Raw genomic sequence first — 25,241 nt, 5'->3', positions numbered from 1 at the left:
GATATGTATCCTCACGCCAGATGTAAAAAAGTTAAGAGCAAATCAATTATCTTGATCCCGACAAATGGCACAATCAGTCCGCCAAGCCCATAAATAAGGAGATTATTGCGCAGTACAAGCGCTGCTCCAAGAGGCCGGTATGCCACACCGCGCAGTGCCAGCGGGATAAGTGCGATGATTACAAGAGCATTAAATATGACTGCCGAAAGTATTGCGCTATGCGGGGTTGTAAGCCCCATGATGTTTAAAGAGCCAAGCTGCGGATATGTAGTAACAAATGCTGCCGGAAGAATGGCAAAGTATTTTGCCACATCATTGGATATGCTGAATGTGGTAAGCGTGCCGCGCGTCATCAATAACTGCTTTCCTATCTCAACAATCTCGATGAGTTTCGTGGGATTTGAGTCAAGGTCAACCATGTTCCCCGCTTCCTTTGCTGCCTGCGTACCTGTATTCATTGCAACTGCAACATCAGCCTGTGCAAGTGCCGGCGCATCATTTGTACCGTCTCCTGTCATGGCAACCAGCTTTCCACCTGCCTGATATTTCCGTATAAGAGAGAGCTTTGTTTCAGGAGTTGCCTCAGCCAGAAAATCATCCACTCCGGCTTCAGCCGCAACCGCGGCTGCTGTAAGCGGATTGTCTCCGGTAATCATGACTGTCGAGATCCCCATCTTTCTAAGCTCTGCAAAACGCTCGTTAATCCCCCCCTTCACGATATCGCTCAGCCGTATGGCGCCAAGAACTTTCCCTCCTTCTGCAACAACAAGCGGTGTAGCTCCTGAGCGCGCAATTTCTTCAACAGCCTCTTTGACATCCGGAGGGAATGTGCCCCCCTTGCTCTGTACGAAGGCTTCCACTGCGTCTGTTGCACCCTTGCGTATTTCCCTTCCATTAAGATTTACTCCGCTCATGCGCGTGTGCGCTGAAAAAGGAACGAATGTTGCACCGAGTTCATGGATATCCCTTTCACGCAGTCCGTATTTCTCTTTGGCAAAAACTACAATACTTCTCCCCTCCGGAGTCTCGTCGGCAAGTGATGCGAGCTGGGCAGCGTCTGCAAGCATATTGCTTTCCACTCCCAGTGCCGGCATAAAAGATGTCGCCTGTCTGTTTCCCAATGTTATTGTCCCTGTCTTGTCGAGGAGCAGTACGTCTACATCCCCAGCAGCTTCAACTGCACGGCCTGACATAGCGATGACATTTGCCTGAATAAGACGGTCCATTCCGGCTATGCCGATTGCGGAAAGGAGTCCTCCGATTGTAGTAGGGATAAGACAGACAAGGAGCGACACGAGCACTACCATTGTGACCGGGCTCCCCTGCCCTGCAGCATTGACGCTGAATATGGAAAATGGAAGAAGAGTCACTGTTGCCAGAAGGAAAATTATGGTAAGTCCTGCAAGTAAAATATCGAGTGCTATCTCGTTAGGAGTTTTCTGCCGCTTTGCACCCTCGACCATGGAGATCATCCGGTCAAGGAAGGTTTCCCCCGGGTTTGTGGTGATCCGCACTACTATCCAGTCTGAAAGAACAAGAGTACCTCCGGTGACTGCACTCCTGTCGCCGCCGCTTTCACGAATGACAGGGGCGCTTTCTCCGGTTATTGCGCTTTCATTTACAGATGCTACACCGACTTCTATTTCGCCGTCGCCTGGTATAATGTCTCCAGCTTCTACAAGAACGTAGTCCCCTTTTCTCAACTGCGATGAGGGAACTGCTGTAATTTTCGCATCCCGTTCAGGGTGTTCAAGGCGTTTTGCGTGGACATCTTTACGGGAACTCCGCAATGCATCTGCCTGCGCCTTTCCGCGCCCTTCAGCTACGGATTCCGCAAAATTTGCAAATAGCACCGTTGCCCATAACCAGAGAGATATTGAGAGGATAAACAACGGAGACTCCATCCCAGGAACAAAAATGGCATTGATAAATAACAGCGTGGTAAGTATGCTTCCCACCTCTACCACGAACATCACCGGGTTTCTGATCTGGTTTCGCGGATTAAGTTTTATCAGCGAATCGATTATCGCACGCTTTACTATCTGTGCCTCAAAAAGTGAATGTGGTTTCTTTTTATGTTCCATGACTATTACTCTTTCATATTATTTGTACAGCATCAGATGCTCGGCTATCGGGCCAAGCGCAAGAGCCGGAAGATATGTCAGTGCGCCAACAATAATTACAATGCCTGCAAGGAGAATGACAAAAAGCGGTGTATCCGTAGGCAATGTCCCTGTTCCCGGAGGAACATGTTTTTTTTGAGCAAGAGCGCCTGCGATTGCAAGTACCGGAATCATCACCCAGAATCTGCCCAAAAGCATGGCTATCCCAAGCAGCACATTATAAAAAGTAGTATTTGCAGAGAGGCCTCCAAAGGCGCTGCCATTGTTGTTCGATGCAGAGGAAAAAGCATAAAGAATCTGTGAGAATCCATGTGGTCCCGGATTAGATATACCTGCAATACCTGCGCCTGTCACAGATGCAACAGCAGTTCCAACTAATACACATGCAGCAGGGACTAAAATTACAAGCGACGCCATCTTCATCTCAAAGGCCTCTATTTTTTTTCCGAGATATTCCGGTGTACGTCCTACCATAAGTCCGGAAACAAAGACTGCCACTATGGCAAATGCGATCATTCCATATAGGCCTGAACCTACACCGCCAAAAACCACTTCTCCAAGTTGTATCATGACCATAGGCACAAGCCCTCCGAGAGGACTGAACGAATCGTGCATGGAGTTTACAGAGCCGTTTGATGCAGCTGTCGTTGCAGTTGCCCAGAGCGCAGAATTTGCAATGCCGAAGCGTACTTCTTTTCCCTCCATATTGCCGCCCACCTGGAGATTCCCGGCAGACTGGTTAACACCTGCTGCCGTGAGAAGAGGGTTTCCCGCCTGCTCGCTCGAATAACATAAGAGCAGCAATGGGATGAATATTATCAGCATGACATAAAGTAATGCCCATCCCTGCCGGCTGTTGCCGACCATCCTGCCAAAGGTGTAGCAGAGCGCGGCAGGGATAAGAAGAATCGCCAGCATCTCAATGAAATTTGAAAGAGGAGTTGGGTTCTCAAATGGATGTGCAGAGTTGACATTGAAAAAACCTCCGCCATTAGTGCCAAGCTGTTTTATCGCAATCTGTGAGGCAGTAGGTCCTAAAGGGAGCGTCTGTTCAGCAACTTTGGCAGAGCTGCTATTTACAGGCTGAAGAAGCGGCACGTTTTTATAAGGACTGAAATTCTGCACTACTCCCTGCGATACAAGGAACACGGCCATTATAAGAGAGAGCGGCAGCAGAATATAAAGAGCTGAGCGTGTAAGGTCAACCCAGAAATTGCCTATTGTTTTCGTTGTACGGCGCGTAAATCCCCTGACAAGAGCAACCAGTACTGCCATTCCCTGTGCTGCAGAAACAAAGTTCTGGACAGCAAGCCCCATCATCTGTGAGAGATAGCTCATGGTAGATTCACCGCCATAAGCCTGCCAGTTAGTGTTGGTAATAAAACTTACTGCTGTATTGAATGCAAGTGCTGATGGGACTCCCGGGAAACCCTGCGGGTTAAGCGGCAGCATTCCCTGAATACGCAAAATCAGATACAACAAAAAGAAAAAAGCAAGTTTGAAGAGGATCGCTGCTGTTGCATATGTGCTCCATACCATTTCATCATCGGGGTGCACGCCAAGCATCCGGTAAATCAGCTTCTCGATAGGACTTAAAATTCGCTTTAAAAAATGCGGCTCACCCTGATACACCTTTGCCATATAACTGCCAAGCGGCTTCACAAGGATCAAGAGAACCGCCATGTACAAACTGATTTGAATTATTCCATTTGCAGTCATGAGAATATCTCCGGTTTCATCAGCGCGATGAGAAGATACACAAGAAGTCCCAATGCGACTATTCCGCCAATCCAATAAAAGATGTCCATAAATACTTCCTCCATCTGTTCATTATTCAAAGACACATTATTACAATTATGATTCAGGGCGTAGTAAAGATGATGCTGTTTTGTGTAAAAATTTTGTTAAGATTAACTTCAATCCTTGCTATTAAAAGGATATATAGAAATGCTTTATGGGCAGTTAAACATTTACAACATCACAGGGGTCCAATCACAAAGAAGAAAATGGAGGAGATAATTAACAATGAATAAACCAGAGCCGTCAAAAGAGTTTGCAGGAAAACTTCTTAACATATACTCAGGGGCAGTCCTTACAAAATTGATTGATATCGGTTACCAGACAGGTCTCTTCGAAGCTGCATCAGAAGGCCCTGCAACAAGTTCTGAATTAAGTAAGCGTGCCGGGCTTAACGAGAGATATGTCCGCGAATGGCTTTGTGCGATGGCAACAGGCGGGATCTTTACCTATGACCCGTCATCAGAGAAATACTCACTTCCCGAAGAACACGCTCTGTATTTAACAGGAAATAAATCAATCAACATGAGCCCGTTGAGCCGTATGATCAATCATTTTGGAAGCCAGCTCACAGGTTTGACAAAGTGCTTTCGTAATGGCGGCGGAATCCCATATCAGGAATTCAGACCTGAGTTCACGAACTGCATGGATGACACATGGCGCCGCATATTTGATGAACATCTGATAGGAGGATTTATTGGCAGGGTCGATGGTTTGAGTGATAGATTAAAAGCAGGCATCAATGTCCTTGATATTGGCTGCGGCACAGGTCATGCAATGAATATACTTGCCTCCGAATTTCCTGCCTCGAAGTTTTACGGATACGACATAGCAGAAGATGCTGTAGCACGTGCAAGAAATGAAGCCAAGATTATGGGACTTCTAAATTCAAAATTCGAAGTAATTGACGTTTCAGAGTTTTCGCAGGAACGGAAATTCGATCTCATAACTGCCTTTGACACAATCCATGACCAGCAAAAACCATTAAACGTTTTACAGCAGGTGAAAAAAACTTTGTCCCCTGACGGGACTTTCCTGATGATTGAATTTAAATTCTCAAGCAAGGTTGAAAACAATATGGGAAACCCCTTTGCCCCGATGTACTATGGCATGAGCCTGATGCACTGCGTGACAGTGTCCCTTGCATGCGGAGGGCCGGGGCTTGGAGCAGTCTGGGGAGAAGAGTCTGCACGGGCAATGCTTTCTGACGCGGGATTTAAGAATGTCGAGATGATCGATACGCCACGCCCACAAAACTCAATTTTCGTGTGCCGTCATTAATTTCAAACTGAATATCAAACTGCGGGGAAAATAACAGACAATCTTTCCCCTCGCTTAATAATCACGGTAAGCGTTTTTGATTCTCTTTAAGGCTTTATATGAGATGTTTAGAATAGAAGGGATTTCCTTCATAGGGAACTTCTTAAGAAAAGATATCGACTTCCTGAATGGGACTGATTTTTTGTAGAGCTCAAAGTATTCATTGAAAAACTCTTTTAGCGGCATAGCCGTCGGAAGCTGCGTATGTACAAAGTCAAACAAATCATAGTTGCGGGTTATCAGCTTGTCTTTTACCTCTTCAAAAAAATCTGTACCGGGCAGAGGTGTCAGCATTGCGAAAGATGCAAAGTTTAAATCCAGCCCCTGACAATATTCTATAAAAGCCCTGAAATCCTCTTTCTTAAATTCGGGACGGATTATGAAAGATGCATATATGTCAATATCAAGGCTCTGTAAAATTTTCACCGCCTTTTCATTATCACTTACATGAGAGCCCTTTTTTATGTATTTAAGGTCTTCATCCCTGAAAAATTCAAGTCCCACGAATACCCTTTGAAGACCGATCTCTTTCCAAAGTTCGAGTAGTTCCGGATTGCCGGCAATTGTGTCGCCTCTTCCATACAGGAAGTACTGTTTTTTTATACCTGCATTCTTTATGAGCAAGGCAAGCGTCTTCATCCTTTCCGTATCTACAAGAGATTCATCATCTGCAAAGAAGATAAATTCTTCTTCTATACCTGCAATCTCTTCCAATACTTTTTCCGGTTTTCTCCGGAAGTAATGTCCGCCGGCGAGTTTCCAGAGGGCACAGAAACTGCACCTGTATGGACATCCTTTCGAAGTGCGTATGGATGCAAGCGGCCTCATCCATTCTGAATAATAATGTTTCCTGTATTGAGCAGTAAGCTTCCTGTCAGGGAACGGTAAGGAATCAAGCTCTATTGGAGATAAGCATTGAGGCATTATAAGACGGTCTTTTTTGCAAATTGCAACTCCCGGTATTCCATCAAAGTTTTCACCCTTTTCAAACCGGCGTATAATCTCGTTAAATGCAAAAACCCCTTCGCCTGTCACAACAAGGTCTATATTTGGTGTCATGAAGTCCAGGGGGGCAACACTTGCATGATGACCGCCGGCAACAGTAAGTATTACCGGGTTGAACTCCTTAATTTTACGGAAAAGTTCTTTAACACCGTTAACATGCACTGTGTATGCGGTTATTCCGACAATATCAGGATTAAATTCATATAGAGTCTTATTAAGATTTTTATCGAGACGCATATCAAGGATTCTGACATCATGATTCCCTGCAACCCCTGCGCCAATGTATTCAAGGGCAAGCGGCTCATAGATAAACACATCCTCGCCGCCAATGGTAACAGGCGCCTTAGCCGGCTGTATAAGCAGTATTCTCATTTTAATTATTCCTTCCTTAATTGAACATTCGCTGCCACAGGTCTGATTTTATTCCATACTGCATACTTTTCATAAAATTTATTGCGCTCATCCTCTGCCTGAAGACGGACGGTATTTTCCGGCTCTTTCCATAAATCATAAATATATATTGTTGCTTTTGACCTCACAAAGACTATCGCGGCAGGGATATGTGTGCCGGCATATTGATATTTGGATGGATATTTTAAAAGCAAATAATGTATTCCTGATGACTGCATTAAATCTCTATCAGCTAAATGCGGGGCAATCTCATCCAATTCTTCACTTGTATGGAGCAATCCAGCATAATAAAGTTCCATATTATAACCAAAGTCGGTAAGAACCCTGTCAGTGGGTTTGACATGCTCTCTCACGTAAACGCCAGCCGCTGCCTTGCCTTCAAAGTTAAAATTCGGGGCACCGGCAGGATAATTCATATAGCTTTCATCGTAGTAAACAAAGTTTCTTATTGATGGTGTAATTTCATCCTGCAGATTCAGAATATAATTATGCCAGCCCGTAAGAACAACTACTATGGCAAGCATTAAATTCAGCACTGTTTTTTTCATGACAGAAGCGGTATCGGAATTCCAAAAGACTACCCCGCCTCCAATGACAAGAGCAAATAATGGTGCAATATAAGCACCATGTCCACATGGCTTTTTAAAAAGAAAAAACCAGGCAATAAAATGTGGAAGAAAATAAAATACAGGTAATCGCAGTCTCTCGCAGATAAGATTTTTCTGAAATATAAAAACCGACAAAAAAAGTATTATCACCGGCAAAGAATTCGTAGCAATAACTGCTCCGGCAAATTCAGAAAGATTGAAGGCAAACAAGTTGTTTAAGCGCCCTCCAACATGAGTTGTATTGCCTGCAAGATAAGAGGGGATAAGACCGAAATATCCTGCAATGCCTGGCAGAATAACCCATAGGAACAGATATCCTGTGCTAAGAATTATAAATGGTAAAGATGCTCTTATAATCCCCCTGACTTTTATTTTTTTCCTGTAAGCGTAATAAACCGCCGGAATAGCAAAGAGGACTCCTTCGAGGAAAGTTATTGATGCAAGTCCTAGAAATAAAAAAGTGTAGTTTAACCATTTCTTTTCTGTTTCTTCCGTAACCGCCAATTCAAAGCGAAAAAGACATTCGAGAGCAATTAACAAAAATAACGTGAATACACCTATCCCATTAGCTGACCTATACACTGCACTCATACCGCTTACAGCAAAAACCAATGCTGCAATCAAACCGGAATAAGTATTAAAAGCAATCTTTCCAATCCTGTAAACCCAGTACACAGACAAAATACCTGATAAAGCGTGCGGAAAACGGAGCCAGAACTCTGACGCACCGAAAAGATAGACAAAGGGAAGTGAAACAAGAAAACGCATCGGCGGATGCTCTGCTGTTAAAAAAGCTGCCAGATTTCTGTAATCAGTCCCCCAGTTAAGGAAACGGACTATTTTATTCATAACAACCGCTTCGTCGCCCTCTACAAACTCAACTAAGCCTAATCTATAAAAACTGAAGAAAGCGCTTACCGCTAATATGGCAAACAACGCTGCCCCGCGTTTGGGTGAAGATATTTCAGAATTATTATTTAATGACATCATAATCTATAAGACTGATAATTTTTTATGGAAGGATATATTAAAATATCCAAGCAAGTGAACAAAAAAAGGAGTCATAAAGCATAAAGAATCCCCCAACAGGCGTTGGGGGATTCTTCATATGCAAGTTTGTTGTTATTTTATTTCCTTTTATTTTTCTTCTTTGTTTTTACTTTTCCGGATTTTCCTTCTGCTTTAACCGGATCATGTTTTGTAGGCCCATTGTTGCTGTCAATATCTTCAAGTATGTACCAGTAGGTTTTTCCCTGCTCAATCTTTGTGTCTTTAAAGTTGTAGCTTGCACCTTTTGTTGAACTGCCTTTGGCTTTGATGAGCTTCTTATTAATTTTTTCATAAGGCCCTGATTCAGATTCACTGCGAAGGATGTTGAAGCCAAGGTTGTCAACCTCTGTTGCAGTCTGCCAAGTTATTAAGATTTTTTTGCCATGTTGAATTGCATCAAAAAAAGAAAGTTCTATTAGTGTTGGTGGAGGTGGATCACATACATCGCCTTTCCCGTTATTATTGTAATCAGCTTGGTCAGGATTTGGAACAACCGGGCAATTATCAGATGGATCCAATATGCCGTCACCGTCGCTGTCAGTTCCGCTGGAAAGATTAGGATCAAACTTTGATATAACCATGTCATAACTTCCATTAAAAGTCTTATCGTAAGCACCAAGTGTTGTAGGATAATTCGAAGATGCGCTAACTCCACCAATATAAATATTGCCATCAGGATCAATAATCATTTGCTGGCTCCAATCATCAATACTTCCACCAATGAAAGTTGAAGCAAGGAGATTGGTCAAGCTACTATCAAACTTAGAGACAAAGAAATCGACCGCACCGTTAAAAGTACGATCATATGCTCCGAGTGTTGTTGGAAAATTTGAAGAGCCGGTTGTACCAAAGCAGTAAATGTTACCTGATGTATCTATAACAATTGAAAGAACACCTTCATCGCTATTTCCTCCGAAAATTGTTGAAGCTAAGAGAGTACTCAGATCATCAGTAAATTCACAAAGAAAAGCATCTCTCGGGCCGCCATTAAAAGTTGTGTCATAAGCGCCCGAAGTCACAGGAAATGAATAAGCACCTGAAGAAAATGTTTCGCCTGCCAGATACAGGTTATCTGAAGATCCTAATGCAATATCATAAGAATATTCATCCTTGTTTCCTCCAATTAATGTAGAAGAAAGGAGTGAAGTCAAGTTATTGTCCAGCTTTGAAACAAATGCATCTGTTCCACCACTATATGTAATATCAAATGCTCCTGTTGTAGTCGGGTAATCTGATGAATTAGTCTTACCGTTTATGAAAATGTTATCTGAACTATCAAGTAATTGAGCTTCTCCATCATCATCACTTGATCCACCTATGAAAGTTGAGCAAAGCAAAGATGTAAGATTATTGTTGAGTTTTGAGACAAAGATATCAACTCCTCCATTATAAAAGGAATCATAGACACCTATAGTTGTTGGGTAATCTGCTGAATAGGTAACACCTGATATAATGATATTACCGGATAAATCAATTAGCGTTCGTCTTGATATATCGTAATTTGTTCCACCAATAAATGTTGATGCAATTAGATTGCTTAACGTGCTATCCATTTTAAAAACAAAAGCATCCCACGCCCCGTGATATACCCTGTCATAGGCATTAGAGGTTGTTGGAAAATTTGATGACAGTGTACCTCCGCTAACAAGTATATTCCCTTCAGCGTCAATGATAATCTGACCTGCAGTATCATCAGAGCTACCGCCTACAAATGTAGAAGAAAGAAGTGAAGTTAAATTGCCATTAATTTTTGAAACAACGACATCTTTATTTGTATTATAAGTCCTGTCATAAGCACCGGATGTAGTGGGATAATTGGATGATAAGGAATAGCCGGTAACAAAAATATTCCCTGCTGCATCTCTAGTAAAATATGCAAATTCATCATGATTTGAGGAGCCTATAAATGTTGATGACAGCAGCGGGTCAATGACAAGCGGATAGTTTTTGTCGTATGACGCAACCTGGAAACCGTAAATGCTGAGATTGCAGCGGTCGCTTTGCTCCCTCGCAATAACAAAGTCGCATTTTACTTCAACTCTCTTGCCGTCAATCTCCTGATAAGCAAAAGGCTTTGTGAATTTAACTGTACCAATGTCTGTTTCGATTTCGAGTTCGCCTTTTTCATTGATAGCAAGATCTTCTACGCCGTCAAATTTGAGCCTTATATCATCAACATCTCCGCATTCATTTACATAGAAAAGCTTTTCAACATTATTGCCATATGCTTTGAGCTTAAGCTCCACTCCTTCATAAACTTCGCCAAGATTTACGCTGTCCCATGTAGAGATGCTTGACTTCCAGTTATCTTTATTGCCAACGAAATAATTTACCTGTGTGACAGCTTTGCTCTCACCATTGATATTTGGTGATGCCGCACCAATAAGGGTTTCACGAATAGGCATATAACCTTCGTCTCTCACTAATCCATAAACTATTTCACCTTTTCCCGTGACATAAACATTCCCGGCAAAGGTGTTTGCGTAAAACTTTATTGACATGTCCTGTATCTGTCCTTTGTTCTCTACAAAAGGTATCTGGAGCTTTGCAGCCTTTGCCAGCACTTTTGATGTCTCAGGATTAGTGTTTGCAAAAGTAATGAGAGGAATTAACAGAATTGAGAAGATGATAACAAATAAAGTAAAATTGCGCCACATCACAACACCCCCATCTATAATATTTATTTTATAGAATAATCAACTCCCCGGGTTAAAGCACTGTGGGATTATGCATGTTGATTGGTTAGGACCTGCAGCGGTATCGCTCTTGCATACGCCGAGAACAGCTTCTTCCGGGACAAGTTTTACTTTTTTTATTGTTGGCGCTCTATAAGGTTTCTTAATTTCATTCATTTTATTTCCCCTTATTTTTCTTTTTTGTTTTTACTTTTCCGGATTTGCCTTCTGCTTTTACCGGATCATGTTTTGTAGGTCCATTGATGCTGTCTATATCTTCAAGTATATACCAGTAGCTTTTCCCCTGTTCAATCTTTGTGTCTTTAAAGTTGTAGCTTGCACCTTTTGTTGAACTGCCTTTTGCTTTAATGGTTTTCTTGTTAATCTTTATATATTCACCATCCTCCGAATCACTCCTGTAAATATTGAAGCCAAGATTATCTATCTCGCTCGCTGTTCTCCATTTTAACATCACCATCTTTCCTTTATAATTTGCAGTGAATGAAGAAAGTGTAATGGCTGTTGGAAGATCGTTTATACCGAGCTTTGAGATGAAGATATCAGAACCCCCATTAAAAGTTGAATCATAGGCTCCGGATGTAACTGGGTAATTAGAAGAAATAGTATATCCTGCTAAATAGATATTCCCTGAAGAATCCAATGCTATGGAAGTTGCGTAATCATAATCGCTTCCTCCAATGAATGTTGAGTATAAAAGAGAAGATAGGCTGCTATTCATCTTTGATACAAAAACATCATAGCTGCCATTGTGTGTTGTGTCATAAGCTCCCACTGATGTTGGAAAACCATAAGTTCCTGATGAATATGTATTACCCGCTAAATACAGGTCTCCTGATGCGTTTAAGGCAAGGCATTTAATATAATCAGTGTTATCCCCCCCTATGAAAGTTGAAGAAAGGAGTGTACTCAAATTATTGTTAAATTTTGAAACAAAACCATCATAGCTATAATTTAAAGTTCTATCATAAGCCCCGGCGGTGGTTGGGTAGTTAGAGGAATAAGTTTCTCCAGCAACATAAACATCACCTGAAAAATTTATACCTATTGCACATCCAATATCACCGCCGTATCCTCCTATAATAGTTGAAGAGAGGAGAGAAGTTAAATTGCTATTCAGTTTTGAGACAAAAACATCATAAGTATAACCTACATGAGGATTATAACGATTTATATATTCATAGGCTCCGAATGTAAATGGATAATCAGGTGAAATGGTAGAACCAGTTACATAGACATTCCCTGAAGAATCCAGTGCTATGGAATTTGAGTAATCCCCAGCCTCCCCGCCAATGAATGTTGAAGATAAAAGAGAAGAAAGAGAATTATTCATTCTGGATACAAAAGCATCGCTATACATGTTCCACCCATACAACCCATTGTAAGTTCTGTCATAAGCTCCGGGTGTTGTGGGAAATCCGTAATCACCTGATGAATATGTATCACCTGCTAAATACAGGTCTCCTGATGCGCTTAAGGCAAGGCAACTAATATAATCAGAATTATCTCCCCCTATATATGTTGAAGAAATCAGGGTGTCCAAATTATTATTAAATTTCGAAACAAAACTATCACCACTTCCATTATACAATGTATCGTAAGCACCAGATGTTGTTGGGTAATCAGAGGAACTAGTGTAACCAGCAACAAAGATATTGTCAGATGAATCTATGACTAGGGCATAACCATCGTCAGCAGAGGAACCTCCTATGTAAGTCGAACATAAAAGAGTACCAAGATTGCTGTCAAGTTTTGATATCAGGACATCATGCAAGCCGCTGTTGTATAATGTATCATAAGATCCGACGGTTGTCGGATATCCTGAAGGCGCATACCCGGTTATAAAAACATTTCCTGAAGAATCCAGAGCTATTGAAGTTGCATATTCAGAAGTACCGCCGCCAATGAAAGTCGAAGCAAGAAGCGGGTCAATAATAAGCGGATATGTCTTGTCGTAGGATGCAACTTTGAAACCATAGGTAAAGGGTGACGGTTTTTCATTTGCAATGATATACTCTACTTTTACTTCTACTGTCTTGCCGTCAATCTCCTGATAGGCAACGGGTTTTGTAAATTTAATACTTCCAAGCGCTGTCTCAACATCAAGTTCGCCAGCATTATTCACTTTTATACATTTTGCGCCATCAAGCATGAGCTTTATATCATCAACATTCCCTTCACTATTCACAATGAAGAGCTTCTCAATATTCTTAGAATATGCTTTGAGTTTTAACTCTATGCCATTATAGACCTCACCTAAATTCACACTTTCCCATGTCGGGATATTCTTTTTCCAGTTACTCTTATCACCTACGAAGTAATTTATCTGCGTTGCTGCCTTGCTCTCACCTTTGATACTCAGATTTTGTAAACCAACGAGAGTCTCTCGCAGAGAAAGACTTTTAAATCCCCCTTTTTCCCCCTTTACAAAAGGGGGATTTGAGGGGGATTCATTTTTTTCTGGCTTTTGACTTTTGGATTCTGCACTTTTGCTCTTTTCTTCCGGCTTCACCAACCCATAGACTATCTCCCCTTTATCAGTAACAAAAACAGTGCCGGCAAATGTCTGAGCAAAGAACTTTACTCCATTGTCTTTTACCTGCCCTTGATTTTCCACAAAGGGAATTTTCAGATTTGCAGTCTTAGCTAATATTTTTGATGCATCAGGATTAGTGTTTGCAAAAGTAATGAGAGGAATTAATAGAATTGAGGAAATGATGACTAATAAAGTAAACTTACGCACCATCACAATACCCCCTTATTCTGAAGTGAAAAAAATGTTTACAGGCTATATGAAAAAAGAAAACTGCAAATTTAAAAAATGTTCTGTATAAAGCAAGCAAAGATTGTGCCAGAAGGTAATTCTAAAACAATAACTTGTTGATTTATTTGCAAATACTAGCTATATACAAGGAATATATTTGGAATAAATAAATATACATTCATCTAATCTGTTCACTAAATTGCACACTTTTTATATCGCTTTTATAACACATTGTTTTTAAACGACTTAAAGTGTTCAATTATCCGACAGGTTTAAGATGGTTTGGTTACATCATTATATTAATAGATAGGAATAATTGTCTGTTCTATAATCTTACTGTGGTCAAGGAAGAGAGGAATGAGAATCCGCGATCAATCGCTACGGATTTATAGTTATAGACTTATACTTTGTATTGTTCGTCTCGTTGGGTTCAACAATCACACCGGTACTTAGAGGATTGCCTGAACCAGCATCTGACTTGGCAATTAAATAATAGCTCCCTGATATGCCTGAAGGAAGAGTTACAGAGGTAGTTCCCGGATTACTCAGCCCTGCTGCAATTGACGCGACAGCTCTGCTTCCAAGCTCGACATCGCTTCCGTCAAGAGTTGTATTCGTTGACAGATAAATTATCGTTGTTGAACTATCTGCATCCCCGCCGCCGCTGTTCTTTGTCGTATCTGCAACAGCAATAGTAGCTCCGGCAGTGGCAGTTGAAGGCGCTGAAATATATGAAACTGTAAGGTCAGGTCCAATGTTTATTGTCTTGCTCTTTAAATTATTGGTTTCATATGTCTCATCAATAGAGGAAAGATTGTCTGCATTTGCGATGATATAATATTTCCCTCCTACAGTTCCAATAGGTATTGTCACTGAAATGCTGCCGGTGCTGGTCTGACACGGGCTAATGGATATTATGTCTCTACTCCCAAGAAGCACGTCAGATGCATCAAGCGTTGAGTTCGTTGAAAGGTAAAAACCTGTCGCTGAAACACCTGCGCCAACAAACCCGCCATTCTTTGTCGAGTCTGTAATGGATATGGACTTCCCCGCACCCGAAGTTGTCGGCGCAGTAATAATAGATGAAACTGAAAGGTCAGGCTTCAATTTAACAGATATGCTCTTAGTATTGTTTGTTTCTTTTGTCTCAGAGATTATGCCGGAATCATCTGCTCTGGCTATAATGTAATAGCTCGCTGGTGTTATTCCTTCCGGAACAGATATAATAGTAGTTGCCGCATTCGATGTACCGGGTTCAAGCGAAGGAACTTCCCTGCTTGCCAAATAAGTATCCGATATGTCAAGTACTGTGTCAGTGGAAAGGTAAAAACCTGTTGTTGACGCACCTGCGCGCATCAATCCTCCGTTTTCCTTTGTTGTATCGTTTATCGTTATCCCTGTACATGAGAGAGTAGCTGTCAGGGTTGAAACCGTTAGATCGGGACCAAATACTATCACAGGTGTTTTCCTGTTCGTCTTTGTATTATCTCCTACCTGCCCGTTATTGCTGTATCCCCATCCCCAGACTGTCCCGTCTGATTTTTTCGCCAAACTATGATAATCGCCTGCCGCAATATATATCCAGTCTGTATCAGCTCCTATCTGGACAGGTGAATTCTTTGCAATTGTAGTATCATCTCCAAGCTGGCCATAATTGTTATATCCCCACGCCCACAAGGTGCCGCCTATTTTCATCGCATGATTATGATAATTGCCAGCCTCAGCAAACATCCAGTTAGTATCAATTCCTATCTGCTCGGGCACATGGCTGTCGCTTGTCGAGCCGTCTCCCAACTGTCCATAGTTATTTCGTCCCCATGCCCACATGGTTCCGTTTGCTTTTATGGCAACAGTATGCGAATTGCCTGCAGAGACATATACCCAATCGCTGTCTGTGCCTACCTGTACAGGCACATAGCTATTAGTAGTCGTGCCCTCTCCTAACTGGCCATAAAAATTATACCCCCATCCCCACATGGTCCCGTTTGATTTTATAGCCACTGTGTGCGAGGCTCCTGCTGCCGCATAGAGCCAATCGCTGTCTGTGCCTATGTGCAAAGGCACATAGCTATTAGTAGTTGTGCCGTTTCCGAGCTGGCCATAATTATTGTATCCCCATGCCCATAGTGTGCCGTCTGTTTTTATCGCTATAGTGTGATAACTGCCGTCTGCAACATATGCCCAGTCTGTTTCTGTCCCAATATGTAACGGTGCAGTTTTGTTAGTCGTAGTACCATCTCCTAACTGGCCATAATTATTGCGTCCCCATGTCCACAATGTGCCGTCACCTTTTATTGCTGACGTGCTGAAACCTCCGGCTGCTATCTGAGACCAGTTTGCTTCAGTCCCTATATGGACAGGCAATGATTTATCGGTCGTCGTACCGTTACCAAGTTGACCGTATAAATTATCTCCCCACGACCAGAGCGTTCCATCGGTATTTATAGAAATAGAATGGTATGTACCTGCTGTGAGCACTGCTCTTACAATAGGCGTTTCATCACAGGCATTGCCGATTCCATCCCAATCGCTGTCTGCCTGAGAAGGATTAGCTATGAACTGACAATTGTCGAGGTTATTGCTTACACCGTCGGCATCTACGTCATCATCGCACGAATCGCCGATACCGTCGCCGTCAGAGTCTAATTGATCAGAGTTCGGTACATAAGGACAATTATCCGTTGGACAAGTATTAGCTTCAAATCCCGGATCTCCGAATCCGTCACTGTCTGTGTCTGTGCAAATATCACAGGCATCGCCGATACCATCGCTGTCTGCATCTGCCTGGTCATAGTTTGCAAGCAGCGGGCAATTATCAGAAGCATTGACTATGCCGTCTCCATCTATGTCATCATCACAGACATCGCCTATACCATCACCGTCAGTATCAAGCTGATCAGCATTATATGCACCGGGGCAATTATCAGAAGCATTGAGGATGCCGTCTCCATCTATATCATCATCGCAGGCATCGCCTATGCCATTTCCATCATAATCCATTTGATCAGGATTTGGAGTTAACGGGCAGTTGTCAGAAGCATTAAGTACGCCGTCTCCATCCATATCATCATCGCACGCATTCCCTATGCCGTCAGCGTCTGTATCCAGCTGATCCGGATTTGATACGAATGCACAGTTATCCTGAGGACATGTATTTTCTGGAAATCCCGGATCTCCTAAACCGTCATTGTCTGAATCCGTACAAACATCGCATGCATCACCGATACCATCGCTGTCTGTATCTGCCTGATCAGAGTTAGCTGTTAACGGACAATTATCATATTGATTGGATACACCGTCTCCATCCTTGTCCGTATCGCAGACATCGCCTATGCCATCACTATCTGAATCGAGCTGATCCGGATTTGAAATATAGGGGCAATTATCTGAAGCATTGGCTATCCCATCACCATCTATATCATTATCGCAGGCGTCACCAACTCCATTCCCGTTTGTATCAGTCTGGTCTGGATTGTATGCACTGGGGCAGTTATCAGAAGCATTAAGTATCCCGTCACCATCCATATCATCATCACATGTATCTCCTATGCCGTCGCCATCTGTATCGAGCTGATCCGGATTATATGTGCTTGGACAATTATCAGAAGTATTCGCTATGCCGTCTCCATCCTTGTCACTGTCACACAAATCTCCTATGCCATCGCCATCTATATCGAGCTGATCCGGATTATACGTGCTGGGGCAATTATCAGAAGCATTTGCTATCCCATCGCCATCTATATCATTATCACATGCATCGCCAATCCCATTCCCGTTTGTATCCATCTGGTCTGGATTTGGAGTTAACGGGCAGTTATCAGAAGCATTGAGGATGCCGTCTCCATCCATGTCATCATCACACGCATTGCCTATACCATCAGCGTCTGTATCAGCCTGGTCAGCGTTTGAAATGGTGGGACAGTTGTCAGAAGTATTGGCTATGCCGTCACCATCCTTGTCACTATCACACACATCGCCAATACCATCGCCGTCTATATCCGATTGGTCCGGGTTTGAAACAGAGGGGCAGTTATCAGCGGTATCTAAGATCCCATCGCCATCAGAATCCGGAGTCGTATAGGTAGAGAAATTATAACCGCCTATGCCAGCTCCATGATAGTTAGGGTCATAAGTAAAAATAATTGAATCACCCTCAGGCAGAAGCGAATTATCCACAAAACCATAAAGATACTGTGTACCTTTAAGCGGATTAGTTCCTGCCAGATCTCCGGCATTAACTCCGATAGTTATTCCATTATCATCATTGGCAACATAATTGCCCCCCGGAAAAGTAACACCTCCGGAGTGCAGAGGGTTTTTAACGCCGCCAAGATTCAGGTAACTCATTACTATGTCATTAGTTCCCTCGTAAAGGATAAGCTGGAATGTGTCTGAGCCATAATATGCAGCGGGATAGCCGCTTAAATTGAAATGCGAAACATCATTCCAAGTAAGGATAAGCCTTTGTGAACCGGCGGTGCCAATGAGTCTTGCCCATACGCCTGTATTTGGATTAGTTGAACCATCCTCTTTTGCATCAGGAGCTGTTAAAAGATAATCCCATAAAGGGGCTATCATTTTCATTCTCTCATAGGGCTGTGGTTTATGAGTGACAGGGTTTGAAACATCCTGTACGGCAGGGAATCCCTCATTTGTAACACTAAGATTTGAATCACCAAATGATACTGTGCCGAGGCTGTTAATCCAAAGCTCCGAAAAAGTCTGTCCATAAAAAACAAAATTAAACCCTATTGTATATCTCTTTGCACCTGTTGCGACACCTCCGATTAAAGCAATAGCAGGGTCTTGATGGACAAGTGTGCCGTAATCAGATTCCCACAATAAGGCAGCATCAACGGGAGCGTAAAAAAGAACAAGAACAACCAATAGGAGAAATAGGAAGCCTATTTTTGTAAGCATTAACCAGAAAAACTTGCAAAAGACATGCCATATATTTTTCTGGTTTTTAATGAGTAAAAAAATACCATTAAATCAAACTGTTGTAATAAAAAGACTAAAATGGGAATCTATTAAACCAGTAGGTCCTGTTTTCATAGTGTCGGTTTAGTAGACACAATAAAATGGGATTTTTTAACTCATTGTTTTATTTAAAGGAAAAGTGTTCAGAAACTCGACATTACTTATTGCTCTTTATTAATATAAAATATGTTTGTTTTAACTCTTAATAGATTATTTTTATTTTAATTAACCTTCAGATAGCTCAACAAACTTACAAAAGCTTTCTAACCATGTTATCAGCTTCTTTAATATATACGCCTATTGTCACCGTACAGCGAAAATATCCTAAGATTTTTATGTCTGTAAAATATATCTGATCTCCTTCTAAAGCAATAACAATGCAAGTGATATCAGATGGTATCTCTGCCAGAACAACAACATCCCGTAAGATATTATTCAGGCTTTCTTCCTTCTACAAGACAATCCATACTCACTCCGTACCGAAGCTGTTTTATGTTTGTGAACCCTGCTTTTTCCAGACCTTCTTTTACTTCTTCGAATGTATATGTGTCACCTCCGGTGTTAACGAGCATGTTGATGGCAAACATCGCGCCTGCCGGAGGTTTTGTGCGTGACGAGTCCATAATGTGATCGCGTATAAGCAGTGTCCCGCCCGGCTTAAGCGCTTTAAAAATCTTGATGTAAAGATCAAGATTCTCGTGAGGACTGTTCTGATGAATTATGGCTGAAAGTAGCGCCAGATCACACCCCGTTGGAAGCTCGTCCTTATAAAAATCTCCGGCAGCCAATTCAACTCGTTTACTAAGTCCTTCCGTCGCTATCCTCTCCCTTGCCATTGGAATTACATTTTCAAGATCGAAAATCACCGCAGTCATGGCAGGGTTATGCCGCAAAAAAGCGATAGTATAAGTACCTGAAGCACCTCCTATATCAAGCAGGTGCGTGAAACGGCTAAGGTCATACTCATCAGCGATCTTTTGAGAAACCTCCAGTCCTGCAACATGCATAGCGCCTATGAATGACTTCCAGCTTTCATCATCCATCGCAATACCGGGTTCTCTTTCAGCAGGGATTCCAGTTTTTACAATTTCTGTGAGACCGCTCCATCTATCCCAAACATGATTCATGTGGAGAACCATTGGAAGGACTGTCTCAGGATGATGAGAAGAATAAAAAGACGCTTTTTTTGTAAGATGATAAATACTGTCCCACTTTTCCAAAAAACCAATGGCTGTAAGACAGTCAAGAACACGCGTTGCTGCTCGCAAGTCAAGTCCCTTCTTCAATGCAATTTCATTCGCACTTGCCGGTTTTTCGTCGAGGATGGTAAAAAAATCCAGTTCCGCAGCAGTCAATATGACGCGGCTTTTCATGAAACCTCTCACATCAGTCAGAACAGCATCTCTTTCACTCATAAAAATACCTCACTATTTATGACCAGCTCGACTCCCTGATCACTGAACAAAATAATTCTTTCGCTTTTTGAATATTATTTTCTTTAAGTGTTTACCGCAAGAAGAATCCCCCAAAGTCTTGCAATGATAAAAATTTTTGTGGCATTATTTTTGCAGTCATGCTTTTGATTTGTTATCAAAGTAAGTATTTCTTTCCGGCAGGGAGTATGAAGCTCAAAACAAAACAGTTTTTAATATTTGCTATAATAGCTGTGCTATCGGCTTTCTCATTTGCCGACAGCCTGGCGTTTGCCTTTGAGCAAAATCTTGAGTTTGATGAGATAGTGCGTTCGGCTGATATTATTTTTGCCGGCACTGTTTCTGAAATGGCTTGCCGCGTTGGTCCCAAAAGAAACACCATAGTTACTGATGTAACATTCAAGGATATAGCTTTAGTCCATAAGAAGAAAACTGTGAAAAAAGATATATCGCAGGAGATTACACTTACTTTTCTCGGCGGTCGACTCGGCAAAATCGCTTTGACTGTCTCAGATATGCCCAGCTTCAAAGAAGGCGAACGTTACATGGTTTTTTCGACTTTTGATGGTGAGCATTATGTCAATCCCATTGTTGGCGGCACCCAGGGTCTTTTCCAGATAACGGAGGATAAAGGCACCGGAGAAAAATATGTTCTTACAGCCAGCGGCAGAGGATTTCACCTGAAAGAAGGAAAGCTAAAATCAGGACGGAAAATAAAACAGATTTTAAACGGCATCGCAGAGGTCGCTCCACCAGAGATAACAATGGTTCCCTTGCCCGAGGATGCACCGGATGGTTCCATTAAAACTCTTGCAAGGGAAAGTGAAGAGATTGTGTCTGTTCTTACCTTTAAAAATTTCAAACGTAAAATTAATAAAGTGCTTGCATCTCCTGCCCAAAAAAAACCTGACAAAAAGTCCTCTAAAAAAGCAGGCATCACAAGTGACAAAGAGGGAAAAATATCACCTAAACTTCCGGAATCTGCTTCATGGCAGATAACCGATGACGGAGAAATCCTGGATGCTGAAGGAAATCCTTTAGACATCGAATTGCTCCGCGACAACAACTCAGATACTTCCGGTATTGCCAGAAAAAGAAATCTCTCTGAAACAGACACTATAACCGCCCTGAACGATACACTTGGATTTTATGCCTATTGGGATCTCCCTATCGTAATGGAAATGCTGCCGGAATCCTGGTGGAATTACAGTTGGGATCAGTGGGGGATGAACCAGTACAATGAGTTTATGGACGTCTACCGCATGCGTGATGATGATGGGAGCTATGGCTACCCTAATTTTTATAGTGAGTTCTTTGGATTTGTTAGCGACGCTGCATTGTATGACTTGTTCGGACATCACTGGGGGAATGCCCGTGGATACACCTTTTATTGGAATATTAGCACTACTATATTTGAGACTGACATTGTTTTTAATGGTGATATTGTGTGGACTGATGATCTTGAAGAAGCTCTTAGCAACCAAAACTTGAATCTCTATCAGACGACACTGATGCACGAATTGGGACATTCATGGGGTCTTATGCCTAATGACGGAAACGAAAATTATGATTATGATATTCCAACCGTCATGCATTCCCGCTCTTCCACCCTTGTTGAAGATGGGAGCGGGATTCACTTCAAAGATGCAGCGTTGCTCCGAGGTCTTTACTGGATGCAAACCCCTATCATGAATGTCAACGATCTCGGCGTAGAGTCATACTATGCCCAGGGAGGACTGCATAATGCCACAACGGACAGGCAGGCTCTTAAGCCCGACGGCAATGTTGACGAGGACTCCGTCGATGGCGGCACATATGAACCGGGGTTCTGGATAATTCTAAACAACATAACCGTTGAGAATATGTCAAACACCTCCACGTCCAACGTGCGCCTGAGAGTGTTTCTTTCCAAACAACCATATATTGGTATTTATTGTTCTCCTGATGAGGACTGGACGCATGGTGATTATTATCAGCTTGGGACGTATGTACAGTGGCCTTCATTCACTTATGAATCATACTGGACAGGGAACATAACATCAGTGATTCCTGACGACATACCTCCCGGAGACTATTACATTAACCTTGTCGTGACAGGAAACAGCGACGACTGCCCGAGCGCATTGCCGGGAGTGGAGTCATGGGAAACGATAACAGGGAACAATCTTACGCGAATGTATCCCAAGATTCACATAGTATGTCCCGACGGTCCTCCGCCGCCTGCAAATATAACGGCTTCGACAAATAAGGTTGGTTACGTGTGGGTTTCATGGGATTCTGTTAGCGGAGCGTCAGGCTACGAGGTATCACGCCTTGCATCAGGCGGCACATGGGAGATACTGACAAACAAAAATCTGACTTCCGCTTTTATGGATGAAACAGTAGCACCCGGCAAGAGCTATGATTATCGTGTAAGGAGTTACAACTTCTGCGGAAGTTATGGAGAATATCCGGTCCAGAGCGAATGGGCAACAGGCATTACCCCGTTTTCAGCCCCTCAAAATGTTTCTGCCTGCGAGGGCTGTTCTGCTGAATATATTTCTGTTACCTGGGACCAGGTGCCGGGGACAAACTATTACGGTCTGTACCGGAGCGATTCCATTGATCGCTCAAAGGCGATTAACTGTGCGAATGGGACAACTTTGGCTGATGAAGCTTATGAAGACAGTGGGACTGGCTGCAGTAAACCGATTCCCGGGAAAGACTTCTATTACTGGATAGCTGCAGGCGAAAGTTCGTATATTGATTGGAGCAGCATGGATAGTGACAACAAGTCATACAGCGTCGCTGAAAAAGGATACATTGGTATTGCGGCACCTTCATTCGTTGATGCAAGCAAAGGAACATACACTGACCACGTTTTCATTACATGGGATGCTGTTTCCTATTCTGACGCTTATCAGCTTTACCGCAACAGTACAGACGACCCTTCTACGGCAACGGCATTGACCTCGTGGGTTACATCCAGGAAGTTTACTGATTTATCTGCCGTGCAGAACCGTTCCTACTATTACTGGGTTAAAACCAGGGGATATCATTCAGACAGGGGTGGTTATTTTTACAGCGATTTCAGCTTTCCTGACAAGGGGTACAAGACCTATACTCCCCTTCCGGCGCCTACAGGCGTTACCGCTACTGACGGAAAATCAGCAAGCTATGTTACCGTCACCTGGACGGCGCCAATAATCAGTAAAACACCTCTATATTACCGGGTGTTCCGCAAAAAGGCCGGTGCCATTGACCGAATATTGGGCTCTACGCTTATGATACGGGACTGGGCAACAGAGGATTCCTTCAATGACACGTCTTCCGAACCGGGAGTTGATTATGAGTATATGGTTGTTGCCGCAATAGATGATGCTGGAACAAGGGAAAGTGACTTCAGCGCACCGGACATCGGATGGAAGGCGCTTTCAGCCCCAAATGGTGTCAAGGCAACCACTACTCTTGGCGGCCACATATCCGTATCATGGAACTCATACTCAGGGGCGACATATTATCGTGTTTACCGCAATACAACAACTAACAATACCAGTGCCGTAGCCATCGGCACATGGCAAACTGCAACAACCTATGATGACTGGGAACTTTCTGATTGTAATATCAACTATTATTATTGGGTAAAGACTGCAACAAATCAATCCGGGAATCATGCGAGCGCATCGAGTTCGCTTTATGGTACAGGTTCCTACCACTTGCAGGAACCTACGGGAGTAACTGCATCTGACGGCGCTTCCGACGCCATGGTGACAGTATCCTGGGATAGCGTTCAGGGCGCCTCTTACTATCGTATCTGGAGGAATACCACTAACAGTCTCACCGGAGCCCAGTCCCTTGGGTCCTGGCAGACAGAAACCCAGTACGATGATATAACGGCAGAGAAGATCAGGATATATTACTATTGGGTGGAGGCAGGGGCAAACAGTTCCGGTCTCTGCGGTTCTAATAAAAGCATATCGGACAGCGGATGGCGCGGGTATTCTGCGCCAACCGGAGTTTCTGCCACTGACGGCGCTTATGTCGATAAAGTCCGGATAACCTGGGCTACGTCACCTGATGCTACATTCTACCAGGTATACAGGAGCATGACGTCTGTTATTGATGACGCAGCACCAATCAGCTCCTGGCAGACCGAGACCAGCTATGATGACACAACGGCTGATTCAGGCCAGCCATACTATTACTGGGTAAGGGTCGCAAGGAGTGACTCTCCCGAGCGCGCAAGCGCATTCAGCACTCCTGATGTTGGCTGGCGAGAACTTGCTGTCCCCCAAGGCATATATGCAAGCAACGGGACTTATAGGGAAATCGTAAATATTCAATGGAATAAAGTCAAAGGGGCAACACTTTACTGTGTATATCGCTCTCTTAACAATGACCCGGGGACAGCAGTGCAAGTGGGAGTTTGTCAGGCTGGTACAAGCTTTGATGATAAAACCGCTGAGCTTTGTTTGCAATACTATTACTGGGTGAAAGCATCAAACCTCAGTGAGAAAGAAATATATAGTACATTCAGCCTCAGCGATTCAGGGTGGTTAAAAGAGTCTGACGAAGATGCTGACGGAGTTTGCGATTCTGTTGACAATTGTCCCGCTGTCGCAAACGCTGATCAGTTAGATGCTGATAATAATGGAATCGGTGATGCTTGCGAACAAACGCCCACAGCGGTAACTCTCTCTTTCTTTGAAGCCAGGCAATCCGGCAAAAAAGTTGTACTCAAATGGAAAACAGCTTCTGAATCAAACAATGAAGGCTTCAATATTCTTCGTAGTGAATCTGCCGGTAATGAATCTACTGATAGAGAATATGTAAAAATAAATAAAAACCTCATCAAAACAAAAAATGCTGGAATCAGCGGCGCAAAGTACAAGTTTAAAGACAACAATATCAAATCAGGCAAGAAATACTTATACAGGATTGAGGATATAAACATGTATGGAGTCAGCACATTTCACGATCCTATTGAGATTAAGATTACGGCAAAGAAATCTAAGACAAAGAAAGAATTAGCATCCGCAGACTAAAGTCCACGACCTCGTAAACGTTTTTTATAATCT

At 42.8% G+C, this 25,241-nt stretch carries 12 protein-coding genes; 2 read left to right on the top strand and 10 right to left on the bottom strand.

All coding sequences use genetic code 11. The features are described from left to right. Positions 1-11 precede the first annotated feature (11 nt). From kdpB to kdpF, 3 genes are read right to left on the bottom strand one after another with little or no spacing between them, the layout of a single operon-like run. Positions 12-2,084, bottom strand: coding sequence for a potassium-transporting ATPase subunit KdpB (gene kdpB / locus HZA77_14195; GenBank protein ID MBI5376580.1), 2,073 nt, complete (start codon positions 2,082-2,084; stop codon positions 12-14). 18 nt (positions 2,085-2,102) lie between these two features. Next, complete coding sequence (kdpA, locus tag HZA77_14190; protein MBI5376579.1) at positions 2,103-3,842, bottom strand: potassium-transporting ATPase subunit KdpA; 1,740 nt, start codon at positions 3,840-3,842, stop codon at positions 2,103-2,105. Beyond that, the gene (gene kdpF, locus HZA77_14185; protein ID MBI5376578.1) at positions 3,839-3,931 is read right to left on the bottom strand and encodes a K(+)-transporting ATPase subunit F; all 93 of its coding nucleotides are present in this window, start codon (positions 3,929-3,931) and stop codon (positions 3,839-3,841) included. The genes kdpA and kdpF overlap by 4 nt, the downstream gene beginning before the upstream one ends. A gap of 217 nt (positions 3,932-4,148) precedes the next feature. Here kdpF and HZA77_14180 point away from each other — a divergent pair, with 217 nt between their 5' ends. After that, positions 4,149-5,201, top strand: coding sequence for a class I SAM-dependent methyltransferase (locus HZA77_14180; protein MBI5376577.1), 1,053 nt, complete (start codon positions 4,149-4,151; stop codon positions 5,199-5,201). Between the two features lie 54 nt (positions 5,202-5,255). On the opposite strand, the gene HZA77_14175 is transcribed toward HZA77_14180, so the two are convergent. The 7 genes from HZA77_14175 to HZA77_14145 all read right to left on the bottom strand — a co-directional run bounded on the left by HZA77_14175 (position 5,256) and on the right by HZA77_14145 (position 20,166). Next, positions 5,256-6,617 carry a cobalamin B12-binding domain-containing protein gene (locus tag HZA77_14175; GenBank protein ID MBI5376576.1) on the bottom strand — a complete coding sequence of 454 codons (1,362 nt, stop codon included), beginning with the start codon at positions 6,615-6,617 and terminating at the stop codon, positions 5,256-5,258. A 5-nt stretch (positions 6,618-6,622) separates the two neighbouring features. After that, positions 6,623-8,254 (bottom strand): glycosyltransferase family 39 protein, encoded by a 1,632-nt coding sequence (locus HZA77_14170; protein ID MBI5376575.1) that lies wholly within the window; start codon positions 8,252-8,254, stop codon positions 6,623-6,625. Positions 8,255-8,391: 137 nt separating this feature from the next. Beyond that, the gene (locus HZA77_14165; protein ID MBI5376574.1) at positions 8,392-10,971 is read right to left on the bottom strand and encodes a thrombospondin type 3 repeat-containing protein; all 2,580 of its coding nucleotides are present in this window, start codon (positions 10,969-10,971) and stop codon (positions 8,392-8,394) included. A 39-nt stretch (positions 10,972-11,010) separates the two neighbouring features. Further along, positions 11,011-11,166, bottom strand: coding sequence for a hypothetical protein (locus HZA77_14160; protein MBI5376573.1), 156 nt, complete (start codon positions 11,164-11,166; stop codon positions 11,011-11,013). Position 11,167: 1 nt separating this feature from the next. Continuing rightward, positions 11,168-13,753, bottom strand: a complete 2,586-nt coding sequence (locus HZA77_14155; GenBank protein ID MBI5376572.1) for an SBBP repeat-containing protein — start codon at positions 13,751-13,753, stop codon at positions 11,168-11,170. Positions 13,754-14,149: 396 nt separating this feature from the next. After that, the gene (locus tag HZA77_14150; GenBank protein MBI5376571.1) at positions 14,150-18,691 is read right to left on the bottom strand and encodes a thrombospondin type 3 repeat-containing protein; all 4,542 of its coding nucleotides are present in this window, start codon (positions 18,689-18,691) and stop codon (positions 14,150-14,152) included. 491 nt (positions 18,692-19,182) lie between these two features. Continuing rightward, positions 19,183-20,166, bottom strand: a complete 984-nt coding sequence (locus HZA77_14145; protein ID MBI5376570.1) for a class I SAM-dependent methyltransferase — start codon at positions 20,164-20,166, stop codon at positions 19,183-19,185. Positions 20,167-20,372: 206 nt separating this feature from the next. Here HZA77_14145 and HZA77_14140 point away from each other — a divergent pair, with 206 nt between their 5' ends. Further along, positions 20,373-25,208 carry a thrombospondin type 3 repeat-containing protein gene (locus HZA77_14140; protein MBI5376569.1) on the top strand — a complete coding sequence of 1,612 codons (4,836 nt, stop codon included), beginning with the start codon at positions 20,373-20,375 and terminating at the stop codon, positions 25,206-25,208. The last annotated feature ends 33 nt before the right edge of the window (positions 25,209-25,241 follow it).

This window comes from Candidatus Schekmanbacteria bacterium (assembly GCA_016219965.1).
Lineage (GTDB): Bacteria > Schekmanbacteria > GWA2-38-11 > GWA2-38-11 > J061 > JACRJM01.
Note: the sequence above shows the minus strand (reverse complement) of the source record. Positions and strands in the feature narration are given on the sequence as shown.